Origin of the sequence: Ensifer sp. SL37 (genome assembly GCF_026672675.1) — a bacterium.
GTDB classification, from domain to species: Bacteria; Pseudomonadota; Alphaproteobacteria; order Rhizobiales; family Rhizobiaceae; genus Ensifer; species Ensifer adhaerens.
This window is the reverse complement of record NZ_JAPPRN010000006.1, coordinates 2,887,673-2,902,044: the sequence shown is the minus strand read 5'-3', so window position 1 is coordinate 2,902,044 and position 14,372 is coordinate 2,887,673. Positions and strand designations below refer to the sequence as shown.

The window sequence follows — 14,372 nt, the reverse complement described above, 5'->3', positions numbered from 1 at the left end:
ACCTGCAAGCCGCCCCGCTCACAGCAAGGCATCAGCGCCTATCCTGCAAGGAAACTTTGCCGCGGGCCGACCGTTGTCGTGGCGACATCCTGGGGTAGGATCAGTCAGCCGGTTTTGTTGACACCGACGACAACGGGAGCGCGCCATGGTTACAAGCATCACGCCCTTTCTGATGTTCCAGGATGGCGTCGCCGACGACGCCATGGCCTTCTACGTCTCACTGTTCCCGAATGCCGAGGTGCTGGAAGTCGAGCGCTATGGACCGGATGAGCAAGGTCCCGAAGGCAGCGTCAAGGTGGCGCTTTTCCGGCTCGGCGCGCAGCGGGTCAAGTGCATCGACAGCCCGGTCCGGCACGCCTTCGATTTCACCCCGTCGTTCTCCTTCTTCGTGGAATGCCAGAGCGAGGATGAGATCATCACGCTTTATGGCATGCTCGCCGAAGGCGGGGCAGTGCTGATGCCACTCGACAATTACGGCTTCAGCCAGCGCTTCAGCTGGGTCACCGACCGCTTCGGCGTGTCCTGGCAGTTGAACCTCTCCGACTGATCCGCAGCAACGGCGCTCGTCAAAGCACCTCCTCGGCGCTCGAAATGCGCTGCCAGCTGTCGTCGAGCTGGTTACGGAACCAGGTCATCTGCCGCTTGGCATATTGTCGCGTTGCCGCAGCACCCATCTCGATCACTTCGGCCTCGTCGAGTTCGCCCTTCAGAAGGGCTGCGATCTGGCTGACGCCGATCGCCTTCATGATGGGCATTTCCGACGGCAGCTCGAGCGCAAGCAGCGCCCGCACTTCGTCGATCGCGCCGCCGGCAAGCATCAACTGGAAGCGACGGTTGATGCGGTCGTGCAGGAGCTTTCGCTCCGGCAGCACGACATATTTTGCCGCCCGGTCCGGGTCGACGATCATGGGTCCGGTCTGCTGTTGGAAGAAGCGGATCGGCTTGCCGGTCGCCTCCACCACTTCGAGCGCCCGCACGATCCGCTGGCCATCACCGGGCTTCAGTGTCACCGCCGTTTCCGGATCCCTGGCTTCGAGGTCGCGATGCAGCGCCTCCGCCCCTTCCCCTTTCAGCCGCTCGCGCAGCCGCTCGCGGATCGCGGCCGGGATCTCGGGCATATCCGAGAGACCACCGGTCAGCGCCTTGAAATAGAGCCCGGTGCCGCCGACAAAAACCGGCAAGCGTCCCTCGCCCTTGAGCTGAGCGACCAATGCCTGCGCTTCACGCGCCCAGGCACCGGTGGAATAGGCGGATGCCGCCGGCACATGGCCGTAAAGACAGTGCCCGATGCCGCCCATGTCGGCCTCGTCCGGCCGCGCCGTCAACAGCCGCAGCGTGTCATAGACCTGCATGCTGTCGGCATTGACGACCACGCCGCCGTGTCGGCGCGCCAGTTCGACGGCAAGCGCGGACTTGCCGCTGGCGGTCGGCCCGGTTATCAGGATCGCGTCGCTCTCGGTATCAAGGTTGTTGTCCATGGCTCTCGTTGCCACGCTTATCGCCAATCCGTCAAATCCTGTTCTGACGCCAGCACTGGCGGAAGCAGCCGCTGACGCCGTCAAGGCATCCGGCCTCTATTGGCTCGCCGATGGCATCGCCTGCGATATCGCGCTGACCGACGGCACCGATCCGGATGCCGCCGAAACCCTGCTGCGCGGCGTGATCGGCGATGCACCGGTCGATGCCGCCGTGCAAGACGCCGAGAGCCGCCGCAAGAAGCTGCTCATCGCCGACATGGACTCGACCATGATCGGCCAGGAATGCATCGACGAACTCGCCGCCGAAGTCGGCCTGAAAGACAAGGTGGCGGCGATCACCGCCCGCGCCATGAACGGCGAGATCGCCTTCGAGCCGGCGCTGATCGAACGCGTAGGACTTCTGAAGGGCCTGCCACTTGGCGTCGTCGACGAGGTCATCGCCAAGCGCATCACGCTGACGCCGGGCGGAAAACAACTGATCGCAACGATGAAGAGCAAGGGCCACTATACCGCGCTCGTCTCCGGGGGTTTCACCGTCTTTACCGGCCCGATCGCCGAGATGCTCGGCTTTGACGAGAACCGCGCCAATACGCTGATCGCCGAAGACGGCATCCTCACCGGCGAAGTCGCCAATCCCATCCTCGGCAAGCAGGCCAAGGTCGATTCGCTGATCGAGATCGCCGACCGCCTCGGCATCTCGACGGACGATGCCCTTGCCGTCGGCGACGGCGCCAACGATCTCGGCATGATCCAGCTCGCCGGCACCGGCGTGGCGCTGCATGCCAAGCCCGTCGTTGCCGAGCAGGCGAAGGTCCGCATCGACCACGGCGACCTCACCGCCCTTCTCTATCTCCAGGGCTATCGCAAGACGGATTTCGCCGGATGATCATTGCCGAGACTGAGCGGCTGCGCATCCGCGCCTGGAAGGAAAGCGATCGCGATCTCTTCTTCGCGATCAACAGCGATCCCAAGGTGATGGAATTCTTTCCCTTCCGCCGCAGCCGCGCAGAATCAGACGCGCTGTTCGATCGCGTCGGCAAGGGCATCGCCGAAACCGGCTTCGGCTTCTTCGCCATGGCGCTCAAGGCCTACGACAAGCCAATCGGCTTCTGCGGCCTCGCGCTCACGGATTTGGAGCCGCACCTGCCCAAAGGAACGGTCGAAATCGGCTGGCGACTGGCCCCGCCCTACTGGGGCAAGGGCTACGTCACCGAAGCGGCCAACGCCCTGCTGCGCTACGGCTTCGAGGAAAAGGGCTTGAGCGAGGTCGTCTCCTTCGCGGTTCCCGCCAACACCCGCTCGACCGCTGTCATGCAACGGATCGGCATGCACCGCGACCCAAGCCGCGACTTCGACCACCCCCGCGTCCCAATCGATCAGCCGACCCTGGTTCGGCATGTGCTCTATGCGATCAGCGCCGAGGAATGGCGCGCGCATCGTTCAAAGGCCGGGAAATAAGCTGCCGCTTCGTGGGTTGCCCTCTCTGTCTGCCGGACATCTCTCTCCGCAGGCGGGAAGAGAGACGCCAGCCGCACTGACACTACCCAACCACCTCTGAAGAATGGCGGGCGTTCGCCATATCTTTCCGTCTCCCCGCGTGCGGGGAGACGGTGCCGGCAGGCGGAAGAGGGGCAAGCGCTCGCCCTGAGGATAAGGGCCGCCTCACCGCTTTCGCCCCGCCCCCGGGTAGCTCCGTTCGATCCAGTCGACAAAGGCCCTGGCCGCCTCCGACAGCGCCTCGAAGCGCCGCGCCACGATAAAGAACGCGCCATAGGGCACTGAGGCGTCGAACGGCTGGATCAGCCGGCCGGCGGCGATGTCGTCGCGGGCATGGTCGCGGTCGATGAGGCCGACGCCGCTGCCGCGCAGCGTCGCCTGCAGCACCATCGAGCCATCGGCGAAGATCGCGCCGCGTGCAAGCTTCACCGGCGCGGTGCCGGCCGCCGCAAACCATTGTTCCCAGAGTTGCCGGTTATCCTCATGCAACAATGGATGCTGCAACAGGTCTTCGGGTCGGTCGAGCGGCCGCCCGGCGCCGGCAAGCGCAGGCGTGATCACCGGGACCATCTCCACCTCGGCAAGAGGCCGCGTCTCCACCCGCGACCAGGAGCGCGCGGTCAAGCTGTGGCGGATGGCGATATCGGCCTCGCCGCTTCGAAACTCGGCGAGCCGCGACTCCGCATCGATCACCAGATCGATCTCCGGATGCGCCCCCTGAAATTCCTGCAAATGCGGCACCAGCCAGCAGCCGGCAAAGGATGGCTCTGCGCTGACCTTCAGCGTCTGCGACAACCGCCGCCCCGAGAGCGCGTCGAGGCTTTCGCCCACCATGTCGAAGGCAGATGTCAGCGTGCCGAGCAGCGCCTGACCATCGGCCGTCAACCGCACACCGCGGTGGAGCCTCTCAAACAGCGGCCGCCCGATCAGCTCTTCGAGCTCGCGCACCTGCCGGCTGATGGCCGCCTGCGAGACGAAAAGCTCCGATGCAGCCAGTGTGAAACTCTCCAGTCGCCCGGCCGCCTCGAAACTCCGCAACGCTGTCAGGGGCAGTCGGCCGCGCTTCATGCATAACCTCAAGTTATCCGACGGCGACTGTAAACTCGTTTGAGGGGTGCCGGCAAGTGGAGTGAAATGCTTGCAAGAAAGGAGGTGCGGCAATGCATACGATTATCGAAATTCTGTTCGAAGCCCTCAGGCTGATGACCTTCCAGCCGGCGCGCAAGCCGTCCCCGCACCCCAGGCAAGCGAGCGACGACTGCTGAAAGAAGAGCACCTCACCACTTCTCGAATGCCCCTCACCCTAACCCTTTCCCCCGCAAGCGGGGAGAAGGTCGCGGCAGCGGGATGAAGGGCCGTGTCTGTGCCCATCATGAGCGCGCTGCGGCCCGTCGGCCGAATCGCAGCCTTGAATCAAAACCTGAGGACGTGGATTCAGCCTCTCAGCCCCAGAGGCGATAGCACTGAAAAGATTCAGACAATCGGCTTCGACCGAAAGCGGCGCTGCGGCATCGATCCGATGCCGCAGCCGCAACTGCCGAAAGGCGCGATGCGCCCTACTCCACCCGAACGGTGACGAAGCGCAATTCGCCGGACTTGTTGGAGATCAAGAGGGCGGCGTGGCGACGGCCGCTGGATTTCAGCTCCTCGACCCGGTCGGCCACGTCGGCGGGCGTCTCCATCGCCTCCTGACCGACCTCGACGATGACGTCGCCCGCCTCTACGCGCCGCTCTGCCGCGACCGAATTCGGCGCGACCTCGGTGATGACAACGCCGTCCACGTCTTCGGCAATGCCGTATTTCTTGCGCGCCTCTTCGTTGAGCGTCGCAAGCTTCATGCCGAGCACGACGTCGGTCGCTGGAAGCGGCGCAGCCTCCGGCTTGTCAGCCTTCGACCCCTCGTCGCCGGTTGCCGCGTCGGAACTTGCAAGCGCGCCATCCTCGAGGCGTCCGAGCGTCACCTTGACTGTCTGTTCCTTGCCGTCGCGGATCACCACGACATCCACCGCCTTACCGACGGGGCTTTCGGCGACCACGCGCTTCAGGTCGCGCACCTCGCCGACATCATGGCCGTCGAATTTGACGATGACGTCGCCGGCCTTGATCTCGCCGTGCGTGATCGGCCCGCCTTCGATGATGCCGGAGACGAGCGCGCCGCGCGGCGCGTCCATCTTCAGGCTCTCGGCGATATCGTCGTTCACCGGCTGGACGCGCACGCCGAGCCAGCCGCGACGCGTCTCGCCGAAGTCCTTGAGCTGAAGTACCACATTGGCGGCAAGTTCGGTCGGCACGGAGAAGCCGATGCCGATCGAGCCGCCCGTTGGCGAGATGATCGCCGTGTTGATGCCGATCACTTCGCCGGCCATATTGAACAGCGGCCCGCCGGAATTGCCGCGGTTGATCGCAGCGTCCGTCTGGATGAAATTGTCATAGGGGCCGGCGTTGATGTTGCGGCCGCGCGCCGAGATGATGCCGACCGAAACGGAACCGCCAAGGCCGAACGGGTTGCCGATCGCCATCACCCAGTCGCCGATGCGCATCTTGCGCGAATCCCCGAAAGGCACGGCCTTCAGCGGCGCCTTCGGCTCGACCTTCAGCAGCGCGAGATCGGTCTGTGTGTCTTTGCCGACGAGCTTCGCCTTCAGCTTGCTGCCATTGGCGAAGTTGATCTCGATGTCGTCGGCGCCCTCGATCACGTGGTTGTTGGTGACGATGTAGCCAGAGGGATCGATGACGAAGCCGGAGCCGAGCGATTCGACCGTGCGCTGGCGGTTACCGCCCTGATTGCCCTGGCCCTTGAAGAATTCGTCGAAATAGCGCTGGTAGGGCGAGCCCTCCGGCACCTGCGGCGCCGGCGCATCATCGTCGTTCTTGACCTTCTGCGAAGTCGCGATGTTGACGACGGCATCCAGCAGTCCGGCGGCCAGATCGGCGACGGAGGCCGGGCCATTGCTCGGCGGCCGGATCGCCGTGTTCTGGGCGAGTGCGGTGCTGCTGAAGGCAAGCGCGCCTGCGAGCGCCAGAACGCCGAGGGAGGCGCCAAGCGAGTGTACTCGGGATTTTGATCGCGTGGACAATTCGCTTCAGCTCCTCTGGCTGTGTGCGGTGACACCGGCACACCACTTTGATTCTTCGCATAATTCCGCCTCGACCGAAACCGCCGGCCGGGCTTATGCGGCAGATTTGACAAACGCAAGCCGCAAGACCGCGACGTCCGACTTTCCTCTGAAGATAAGGCGGAATTCGGAAGGGTCCAAACACGATTTCCTGATCCTTGCGCGCAAGGGTGCGAAAGGACGGGCGTTCCCGGCCGAGCCTTTAGGTCGAGGCCGGGCGTGGTTGATCAGGTGGTGAGCTCGTGGCCGTGGTCTTTCAGCGCCTGGACCGCCTTGTCGAGATCGGAGCCGGCAACGAAAATGTAGTCGGTGCTGAAGGTCGAATTGGCAAAGACGCCGACGCCGGCATCCGAAAGCGGCCGGAGCACCGAGGCGAGCACGCCGGGCACGTCAAAGGCAAAATGTTGCTCGACGCGGAAGCAGCGCCAGCCGAGCGAACTCTGGACGCTGGACGGCACGCGGGCGGCCCGGCAGACCAGCGTCATCTCCTCGCGCGAGCTCGACACGGTCCAGAAGCCCGGCCCCGGCAGCCATTCCGGCATGCTGGAGCCGATATTGAGGCGGGTGATGGCGTATTCGGCATCGACCAGCCGGATCAGCAGTTTATGTGGCATTTCGCATTATCCTCGAAGCAACCATACAAGTCCGACCCCGGCAGCCACGCAAACGAGCCCCGCCAGTCGAAGCTGATGTTCGGGGACATACGGCAAACGCTTCGCCATTTCCACCAAAACCAAAGGGGCCAGTGCGTACACCAGCCCCTCGATGATCAGGAAGAAAGCGAATCCTGTCAGAAAGTCTGACATCGCCCGCCTAGTTTCCGGTCGCTGCTTGAGGTGCCGCGGCCGGCGGAGTGCCTTCCGAGTTATTGAAGTAACGGAAGAATTCCGAATGCGGCGAAAGCACCAGCGTCGTGTCCGGGCTACCGATCGACTGGGTATAGGCCGTCATCGAACGGTAGAATTCGAAGAACTTCGGATCGCGCGCAAAGGCGTCGGCAAAGGTCTTCGTCCGTTCGGCTTCGCCCTCACCGCGCAGGATTTCCGAATCGCGCTGGGCGTCGGCGACGATCTCGACGACCTGACGGTCGGCGATGGCGCGGCGGCGCTGGCCCTCTTCGTTACCGCGGGCGCGGATCAGTTCGGCTTCCGCCAGACGCTCGGCCTTCATGCGGTCGTAGGTCTGCTGCGAAACTTCCTGCGTCAGGTCGGTACGGCGGATGCGGACGTCCTCGATATTGAGGCCGAGCGACTCGGCATCGGTTTTGAGGTCGGCGCGCACTTCGCGCATCATCGACGCACGCTCGTCCGAAAGGGCAGCCTCGAAGCCGCGCAGACCGTAGACACGGCGCAGCGATGCGTCGAGACGGGTCCTGAGACGCGATTCCGCCGAGTCGCGATCGCCCGAGACCGTCTCGCGGAAGCGGCGGGGATCGGAGATCTTGTAGACGACGAAGGCATCAACTTCGTAGAACTTGCCGCCCGAGACCTGGACACGGATGTTGTCGAGGTCGAAGCGCAGTGCCTGGTCTTCGACGTACTGGACGCGGTCGGCATCCATGAAGGCGAAGGGCAGCTTGAAGTAGAGGCCCGGCTGGCTCTTGACGTCCTTGATCTGACCGAAGCGAACGACGATCGCCTGCTGGCGCTCGTTGACGACGAAGACCGAGGAATAGATGCCGACGAAGACGACGGCGAGCAGGATCAGGATAACGGAGGTACGATTGTTGATCACTGGCCTGCTCCCGAAACTGCTGCGGCACCCGACGTCGTCGGACGACCGATTTCATTCAGCGGCAGATATGGCAGTACGCCCTGCCCGTTCTTCTCGTCGATGATGACCTTCTTCGACTTGCCGAGAACGCCCTGCATGGTTTCGAGATAGAGACGCTTGCGGGTAACGTCAGGCGCCTTGGAGTACTCGTCATAGACGGAGATGAAGCGCTGCGCCTCACCCTGTGCTTCCTTGACGACACGGTCCTTGTAGGCGGCCGCCTCTTCGCGGATCTGCGCACCCTGACCGCGTGCCTTACCGAGCACCTGGTTGGCATACTGGTTGGCTTCTTCGACGAAGCGGTCCTCGTCCTGCTCGGCGCGCTGCACTTCGTCGAACGCATCGGCCACTTCGCGCGGCGGTGCGGCGTCCTCGATGGCGACCGTGTTGACGGAAACGCCGGTGCCGTAGGTGTCCATCGTTGCCTGGATCGTGCTCTTCACGTCCGCGGCGATCGCCTGACGGTTGTCACGGAAGATGTCCTGCGCCGGACGGCGACCGACGACTTCGCGCATCGCGCTTTCGGCCACCTGCTGCAGCGTGTCGGACGGGTTCTCGACGTTGAAGAGGTAAGCCTTCGGATCGGTGACCGAGTAAAGCACCGAGAACTGGACGTTGACGATGTTCTGGTCGCCGGTGAGCATCAGGCCGGAATTCGACTGGCCGCTCGAGCGCCCGCCGATGTTCTGCTGCTGCTCGGTGATCTTGACGAATTCGACGGTCTCGAATGGCCAGAAATGATAGTGCAGGCCAGGCATCGAGATCTCGTCCTTCGGCTTGCCGAAGCGCATCTCGACGCCGCGCTCGTCCGGCTGCACCGTGTAGATCGAATTGATCAGGACAAAACCGACGATCAGCAGGCCGATAATGGCGAAGACGCCACCATTGAAGCCGCCGGGAACGACGTTCTTGAGCTGGTCCTGGCCACGGCGAATGATCTCTTCCAGATCCGGCGGGCCGCCCTTGCCGCCACGCGGCCGGTTTGGCCCCTGGCCCCAGGGACCCCCTGATTGCCGCCGCCACCGCCGCCGCCCCATGGGCCACCGCCGCCGCCATTCTGATTGCTCCAGGGCATCAAAACCTCTCTTTTGAATACTTCCCACGCTGAACGGCCGCGCCACCGCACGGTCGTTCATGATGTGAAACCGTTATAGGTATCACCCGCACCGCTTTCAACGCGATAGACCCGAGTTCACCGTAAATGGTTCAAAATAGTTGACGATCCGCCGCGTCAGGCTGTCGCACGCCGCTTAAAGGTAACGAAATGCATGGCGTGGCTGTCCTTTTCACCCTGCGGCAGGTCCTCTTCGAAGACCTTCTCGAAAATGCCGGGATCGATGTCGGGGAAGCGCGTGTCGCCATCCACGGTCGCCTGCACCTCGGTCACATGCAAGATATCGGCACGCGCGATCGACTGGCGGTAGATCTCGCCGCCACCGATCACGCAGATCTCGTCCACGCCCGCGGCCTCCGCCTCTCGGCCGGCAAGCGCTATGGCCGCATCGAGCGACGGGACGACGCTTGCCCCTTCCGCCACAAAATCCGCGTTGCGGGTGATGACGATGTTGGCGCGGCCGGGAAGCGGACGCCCGAGCGACGCCCAGGTCTTGCGCCCCATGATCACGGGCTTGCCGATCGTCAGCGCCTTGAAGCGCTTGAGATCGGTCGAAAGCCGCCAGGGCAGATCGCCGTCGCGGCCGATGACGCCGTTGGCGGCAACGGCGACGACGATCGATATCTTCGGGTGGGTGGTCTTCGTTTCAGTCATGGAACCCGTTCGGTTTGCTGTCGATTTCTCTGGCGCGGTCATAGGCTGCCCGGTCCGTTACCACACGGATGTAGCGATCGACGACCGTGCTTTCCGGCAGGATCTTGCGCATCCACTGCAGCGCGCTTGCCAAAAGCAGATCGGCGGCACTCATCGTTTCGCCGAGCAGATAGGTCCGTCGGGTGAGCACGTCGATCACATGGGCGCACATTTCGCTGTAGAGCCGTGCCTGCGCCGGGTTGTTGATGGTCGCGCCGGAGATATGGGCAAGCGCCGTCGGCTCGATCACCCCCGCGTAATAGGCAAGCCAGGAGAGATAGGCGCCACGCTCCTTGTGGCCGGGCGGCCGGCCGAGGCTGCAATCGGGATAAAGGTCGGTGAGATACTGCACGACGGCGGCCGACTCCCAGATCACCGCGCCATTATGGATGAGCGCCGGCACCTGCTTGTGCGGATGCGGGTTGTTGTCGTCGGGCTCGCCCGAGCCGTCCCAGCGGCGGATCGAGACGTAGCGGATCTCGTATTCCGCGCCCAGCTCCTCAAGCAGCCAGACGATGCGCGAGGATCGTGACAGCGGCGCATGAACGAGTGTGAGCATCGATACCTCCCTTGGACGACAGCCCTCCCCGGCCGCCCCTCACCTTGGATTGCCGGCCCCTGCGCGTGCGGGCGACGGAAGCTCCTGCCCTGCCCGAAGGGTGGCGCGGCATCGGCATCGAGAAGAATTCAGAAATGCGGACCGGCCACCCGCAGCATCAGGATATGTCAGACGGCGATCGGCGCCTTGATGGATGAATCGGCTTCGTAGCCGACGAGCGTAAAGTCTTCGAAACGGAAGGAAAAGAGATCTTTCACGTCTGGATTGATTTCCATCCGCGGCAGCGCCTTCGGCGTGCGGGTGAGCTGCAGCCGGGCCTGTTCGAAATGGTTGTGGTAGATGTGCGCGTCGCCAAGCGTGTGCACGAAATCACCCGGCTTCAGGCCCGTCACCTGCGCCACCATCATCGTCAAGAGCGCATAGGAAGCGATGTTGAAGGGCACGCCGAGGAAGATGTCGGCCGAGCGCTGGTAGAGCTGGCAGGAGAGCTTGCCGTCGGAGACGTAGAACTGGAAAAGGCAATGGCAGGGCGGCAGCGCCATCTCGTCGACGAGCGCCGGGTTCCAGGCCGAGACGATATGGCGGCGGGAATTCGGGTTGGTCTTCAGGCTTTCGACGAGGCCGGCCATCTGGTCGATATGGCGCCCGTCCGGCGCCGGCCAGGAGCGCCACTGGTAGCCATAGACCGGGCCGAGGTCGCCGTTCTCGTCTGCCCATTCGTCCCAGATGGTGACGCCGTTTTCCTTGAGATAGCGGATATTGGTGTCGCCCTTCAGGAACCACAGCAGTTCATGGATGATGGAGCGCAGGTGCAGCTTCTTGGTCGTCAGCACCGGGAAGCCCTCGGAGAGGTCGAAGCGCATCTGGTGGCCGAAGACCGAGCGCGTGCCCGTCCCCGTCCGGTCGCCGCGGTCGGATCCGTTGGTCATCACATGGTCGAGAAGGTCGAGATATTGCTGCATGGTCTGGCGCCGCCGATTCGTACTTTCGCTAAATTTAGGACGAAGCCGGCGGCGAACCAATGACCACGGGACGATTATCCCGGATAATTCGGCGGGGAGCTACAAGGTGTGCAGCTTGCCGAGGTTCTTGGCCACCAGATAATAGAAGGTGACGCGCGATTTCGACCGGTCCGCCGACATCGCCTTGACGGTGGCGTCGATCGCGCTGTCCGCATCGGCGCCGCTGATGCCGAGCTTCTTCTCGCACCATTTCTCCTTGACCCGCTCGAGCTCCTTCGGATCCGACGCCGAAACGAGCGAGGAATCCCGGTTGCGAAGCGCAATGCCAAGGTGACGCACGATCTTGTTCACGATCGCTTCGTCGGCGCCGCTGTCGTATTTCTGCACATCTGCGAGGTAGTCCGTCATGAGGCCTCCAGCTTGCTTTGCTTTTCGAAACTGCGGCCGGAGATTGCCGGCCGCGTGGCAGCAGCGGGAGTTTTTCATGGATGCCGGTCAAGTCAAGGCGGTTCGGCACCGGGCAGTCCGGGAGAAAGTCACATATCCGACACATCCCCCTTTTCTTGGGGCCCGGAAAGACCTATATGAACTCTGCCGTCTTCGGGCGGCTATGGCAATAAACGGGCGATGAAATAAACCCATTGGACCCGGGGGCGGTACCCGGCGCCTCCACCAAAAACCGATCAGAATCGATCGGCTTTTGATGGGGGCGAAATAGGATCGACAAGGGCGTAAAGATCGACTTTTTGCTCGGCATTGTACCACCGTTATCGGGCTAAACTTATAGTTGCAAACGACAACTATGCTGAAGCACGTCTCGCTGCTTAATCGCGGTGCGACACTTCAAATCAAGTCCTTCCGGGTAGCACCGTAAGGCGGGGTCCGAAGGCACCTGGCAACAGAAGCCTTCACCTTCTCCCCCGCTTCGAAATGGTCTATAGATGCTTGAATAATTGACTCGTCTGCTTCAGACGGGCAATGAAAAGCCGACGGCTTGACCTCCAAGCCGGCAGCAGACAGTAGATTGAGTTCGAGGAAAGACGGGACGCTCATGGGCCAGGACCACATCCGCTACGACATTCTGGCACAGGACGCACTGCGCAGCGTCATCCGAAAGGTCCTGACGGAGGTTGCCACCACCGGTCACTTGCCGGGAGAGCATCACTTCTTCATCACCTTTCTGACCGGCGCGCCGGGCGTGCGCATCTCGCAGCACCTGAAAGCCAAGTATCCCGAACAGATGACCATCGTGGTCCAGCACCAGTTCTGGGAGCTGAAAGTCACCGAAATCGGCTTCGAAATCGGCCTCTCCTTCTCCGACACGCCCGAACGGCTGGTGATCCCGTTCAACGCCATCCGTGGCTTCTACGACCCGTCGGTCAATTTCGAACTGGAGTTCGACGTGGCGGCCGGCGAGGAAGAAGAACAGGAATCGGCGGAGATCACCGCCTATCCCGTTCCGGAAGAAAATGCCGAGACCTCGGCCAAGGACGACAAGCCCACCGAGCCGAAGAATGGCGGCGGCTCCGTCGTCTCGCTCGATTCCTTCCGCAAGAAGAACTGATCCGAGGAGCCGAGGCTCATGACCGGAGACGTCGTCAATCTGCGCCAGTTCCGCAAGCGTCGCGAGCGCACGGAAAAGGACAAGCAGGCCGAGCAGAACCGCATCTCCTTCGGCCGCACCAAGGCCGAGAAATCCCTGACGAAAGCGCTGAACGACAAGGCGGAGACCCGCCTTGACCAGGGCCGCATCGAGCGCCCTGCCGAAGGCGACGTCGACAAGGACTGAGCCCGCAAAAGCGATTCCGGAGCAAGGACTTGCGGCAGCTTCCGGACTCGAAATGCCAATTCCTTGAATCAGTCTCTAAGGCCGGGCGATGATCCGTAAGCACTCCGCAACGCTCCACGGCCACCGCACCAGCTTCTCGCTCGAAGACGCCTTCTGGCAGGAACTGAAGACGATCGCCGAAACGCGGGCGGTGCCGCTTGCCCAGCTGATCGCCGAAATCGACGACCAGCGCACGCCCGACAGCAACCTCTCCTCGGCACTGCGCGTCCATGTGCTCGAATGGCTGAAATCGAACGTGCCTGCCCTCTCTACCGAGCCGCGCTGATCCCGCCACAGCACCGGACCTCGGGCCAGAATCCGCCTCATCAGATCCCACGCGACTGTGTGGCGCCTGCAACAGCAGGGGTCATTTCGTCAGCCAAGGATTGCGACGGCGGTGGAAATTGGTTGTTTTCGGAATCGCTTATATAAAGATAGCCATGTTGGAGGCGGCGGCTTCTGCCGTCGATACGCACAACTCTTATGAGTAAGCAGGACCGGACGGAAAACGCGCGCATCGTTTCCCAGGGACTGCGCAAGCGGGAGGCGTTTCATGAGTATCTCTACGCGACTGGGCCTTGCGGCCTGCCTGAGCCTGGTTCCCTTTCTGCCTGTTCATGCCGCCGATATCACGCCGCTGATGGCGCCCGCGGCCCCCGTGGAAGAAACCGAGAGCGGCTGGCAATTCACCTTCGCGCCCTATTTCTGGATGGCGGGCCTCTCCGGCGACACAGCGCAATTCGGGCTCCCGACCGTTCACATCGACTCCAGCTTCAGCGACATCTGGAGCAATCTCGACTTCGCCGCCATGGCAACTGTCGAAGCGCGCAAGGACCGCTTCAGCGTCTTTGGTGACTTGATCTATACGAAGCTCTCCGGCGACGGCAAAGCGCGCGGCGTCTTCACCGATACGGTCGATGTGGAATCGGAGACCTTCGCCGGCCTCATCGGCGTCGGTTACACGGTGTTTGAGGATCAGAACTCGCATCTCGACGTGGTCGGCGGCGCCAGGATCTGGTCGGTCAACACCACCATATCCTTTCAGGGCGGCCCGCTCGACGGTATCAGCCGCGATGACCGCAAGACTTGGGTCGACGGCATGGTGGGCGTGCGCGGCAACTACTTCTTCACCCCGGAGATCTACCTGACCGGCTGGGGCCTGGTCGGCGCCGGCGGCGCCGACATCGACTGGGACGTCGGCCTTGGCCTCGGCTACCGTTTCAACGACACGATCTCGGCGATCGCCGGTTATCGTGCGCTGGGCGTCAACTACGACAATGACGGCTTCATCTTCGACGTGGTCCAGCAAGGTCCAATCCTCGGACTGTCCATCCGCTTCTGAAGGCAAGGCG

At 62.9% G+C, this 14,372-nt stretch carries 17 protein-coding genes, 1 other RNA gene and 1 pseudogene; 8 read left to right on the top strand and 11 right to left on the bottom strand.

Going from position 1 to position 14,372, the window contains the following annotated elements; genetic code table 11:
• Positions 1-145: 145 nt before the first annotated feature.
• Positions 146-547: a VOC family protein gene (locus OVA00_RS26105; protein WP_112771080.1), complete on the top strand. Its 402-nt coding sequence runs from the start codon at positions 146-148 to the stop codon at positions 545-547.
• A 19-nt stretch (positions 548-566) separates the two neighbouring features.
• Here OVA00_RS26105 and miaA read toward each other — a convergent pair whose 3' ends face one another.
• On the bottom strand, positions 567-1,478 hold the full coding sequence (miaA, locus tag OVA00_RS26100) for a tRNA (adenosine(37)-N6)-dimethylallyltransferase MiaA (RefSeq protein WP_268089863.1): 912 nt from the start codon (positions 1,476-1,478) through the stop codon (positions 567-569).
• Between miaA and serB the strand changes: the two genes are divergently transcribed.
• Positions 1,477-2,364: a phosphoserine phosphatase SerB gene (gene serB / locus OVA00_RS26095; RefSeq protein WP_112771200.1), complete on the top strand. Its 888-nt coding sequence runs from the start codon at positions 1,477-1,479 to the stop codon at positions 2,362-2,364. The two genes, miaA and serB, sit on opposite strands and share 2 nt — an antisense overlap.
• Complete coding sequence (locus OVA00_RS26090) at positions 2,361-2,936, top strand: GNAT family N-acetyltransferase (protein ID WP_112771082.1); 576 nt, start codon at positions 2,361-2,363, stop codon at positions 2,934-2,936. The genes serB and OVA00_RS26090 overlap by 4 nt, the downstream gene beginning before the upstream one ends.
• A gap of 204 nt (positions 2,937-3,140) precedes the next feature.
• On the opposite strand, the gene OVA00_RS26085 is transcribed toward OVA00_RS26090, so the two are convergent.
• From OVA00_RS26085 to OVA00_RS26040, 10 genes and pseudogenes are all read right to left on the bottom strand, one after another.
• On the bottom strand, positions 3,141-4,043 hold the full coding sequence (locus OVA00_RS26085) for a LysR substrate-binding domain-containing protein (protein ID WP_112771083.1): 903 nt from the start codon (positions 4,041-4,043) through the stop codon (positions 3,141-3,143).
• A 488-nt stretch (positions 4,044-4,531) separates the two neighbouring features.
• Entirely contained in the window at positions 4,532-6,052 is a 1,521-nt protein-coding gene (locus tag OVA00_RS26080) for a DegQ family serine endoprotease (RefSeq protein ID WP_112771084.1), read from the bottom strand.
• Between the two features lie 266 nt (positions 6,053-6,318).
• Positions 6,319-6,705: an ACT domain-containing protein gene (locus tag OVA00_RS26075; protein WP_034792627.1), complete on the bottom strand. Its 387-nt coding sequence runs from the start codon at positions 6,703-6,705 to the stop codon at positions 6,319-6,321.
• Positions 6,706-6,711: 6 nt separating this feature from the next.
• On the bottom strand, positions 6,712-6,897 hold the full coding sequence (locus OVA00_RS26070; RefSeq protein ID WP_034792618.1) for a DUF2065 domain-containing protein: 186 nt from the start codon (positions 6,895-6,897) through the stop codon (positions 6,712-6,714).
• A 7-nt stretch (positions 6,898-6,904) separates the two neighbouring features.
• Positions 6,905-7,825 (bottom strand): protease modulator HflC, encoded by a 921-nt coding sequence (hflC, locus tag OVA00_RS26065; RefSeq protein WP_268089862.1) that lies wholly within the window; start codon positions 7,823-7,825, stop codon positions 6,905-6,907.
• A pseudogene (gene hflK / locus OVA00_RS26060) lies at positions 7,822-8,939 on the bottom strand (FtsH protease activity modulator HflK). The gene hflC and the pseudogene hflK overlap by 4 nt, the downstream one beginning before the upstream one ends.
• A 156-nt stretch (positions 8,940-9,095) precedes the next feature.
• Entirely contained in the window at positions 9,096-9,632 is a 537-nt protein-coding gene (locus OVA00_RS26055; protein WP_060605458.1) for a dihydrofolate reductase, read from the bottom strand.
• The gene (locus OVA00_RS26050; protein WP_060515961.1) at positions 9,625-10,230 is read right to left on the bottom strand and encodes a glutathione S-transferase; all 606 of its coding nucleotides are present in this window, start codon (positions 10,228-10,230) and stop codon (positions 9,625-9,627) included. Before OVA00_RS26050 ends, OVA00_RS26055 begins: the two co-directional genes overlap by 8 nt.
• A 167-nt stretch (positions 10,231-10,397) precedes the next feature.
• Positions 10,398-11,192, bottom strand: a complete 795-nt coding sequence (locus tag OVA00_RS26045) for a thymidylate synthase (protein WP_268089861.1) — start codon at positions 11,190-11,192, stop codon at positions 10,398-10,400.
• 99 nt (positions 11,193-11,291) lie between these two features.
• Entirely contained in the window at positions 11,292-11,600 is a 309-nt protein-coding gene (locus OVA00_RS26040) for a DUF2853 family protein (RefSeq protein WP_268089860.1), read from the bottom strand.
• Positions 11,601-11,746: 146 nt separating this feature from the next.
• On the opposite strand from OVA00_RS26040, the gene ssrA reads away from it, so the two are divergent.
• From ssrA to OVA00_RS26015, 5 genes are all read left to right on the top strand, one after another.
• Positions 11,747-12,105, top strand: a transfer-messenger RNA (tmRNA) gene (gene ssrA / locus OVA00_RS26035).
• Between the two features lie 138 nt (positions 12,106-12,243).
• Positions 12,244-12,756, top strand: a complete 513-nt coding sequence (locus tag OVA00_RS26030; protein ID WP_034792598.1) for an SspB family protein — start codon at positions 12,244-12,246, stop codon at positions 12,754-12,756.
• Positions 12,757-12,774: 18 nt separating this feature from the next.
• Positions 12,775-12,981 (top strand): DUF4169 family protein, encoded by a 207-nt coding sequence (locus tag OVA00_RS26025; RefSeq protein ID WP_034792596.1) that lies wholly within the window; start codon positions 12,775-12,777, stop codon positions 12,979-12,981.
• A gap of 88 nt (positions 12,982-13,069) precedes the next feature.
• Complete coding sequence (locus OVA00_RS26020) at positions 13,070-13,306, top strand: ribbon-helix-helix domain-containing protein (RefSeq protein ID WP_060605463.1); 237 nt, start codon at positions 13,070-13,072, stop codon at positions 13,304-13,306.
• Positions 13,307-13,573: 267 nt separating this feature from the next.
• A complete protein-coding gene (locus tag OVA00_RS26015; protein WP_127889221.1) occupies positions 13,574-14,362 on the top strand; it encodes a hypothetical protein in 789 nt (262 codons plus the stop codon).
• The last annotated feature ends 10 nt before the right edge of the window (positions 14,363-14,372 follow it).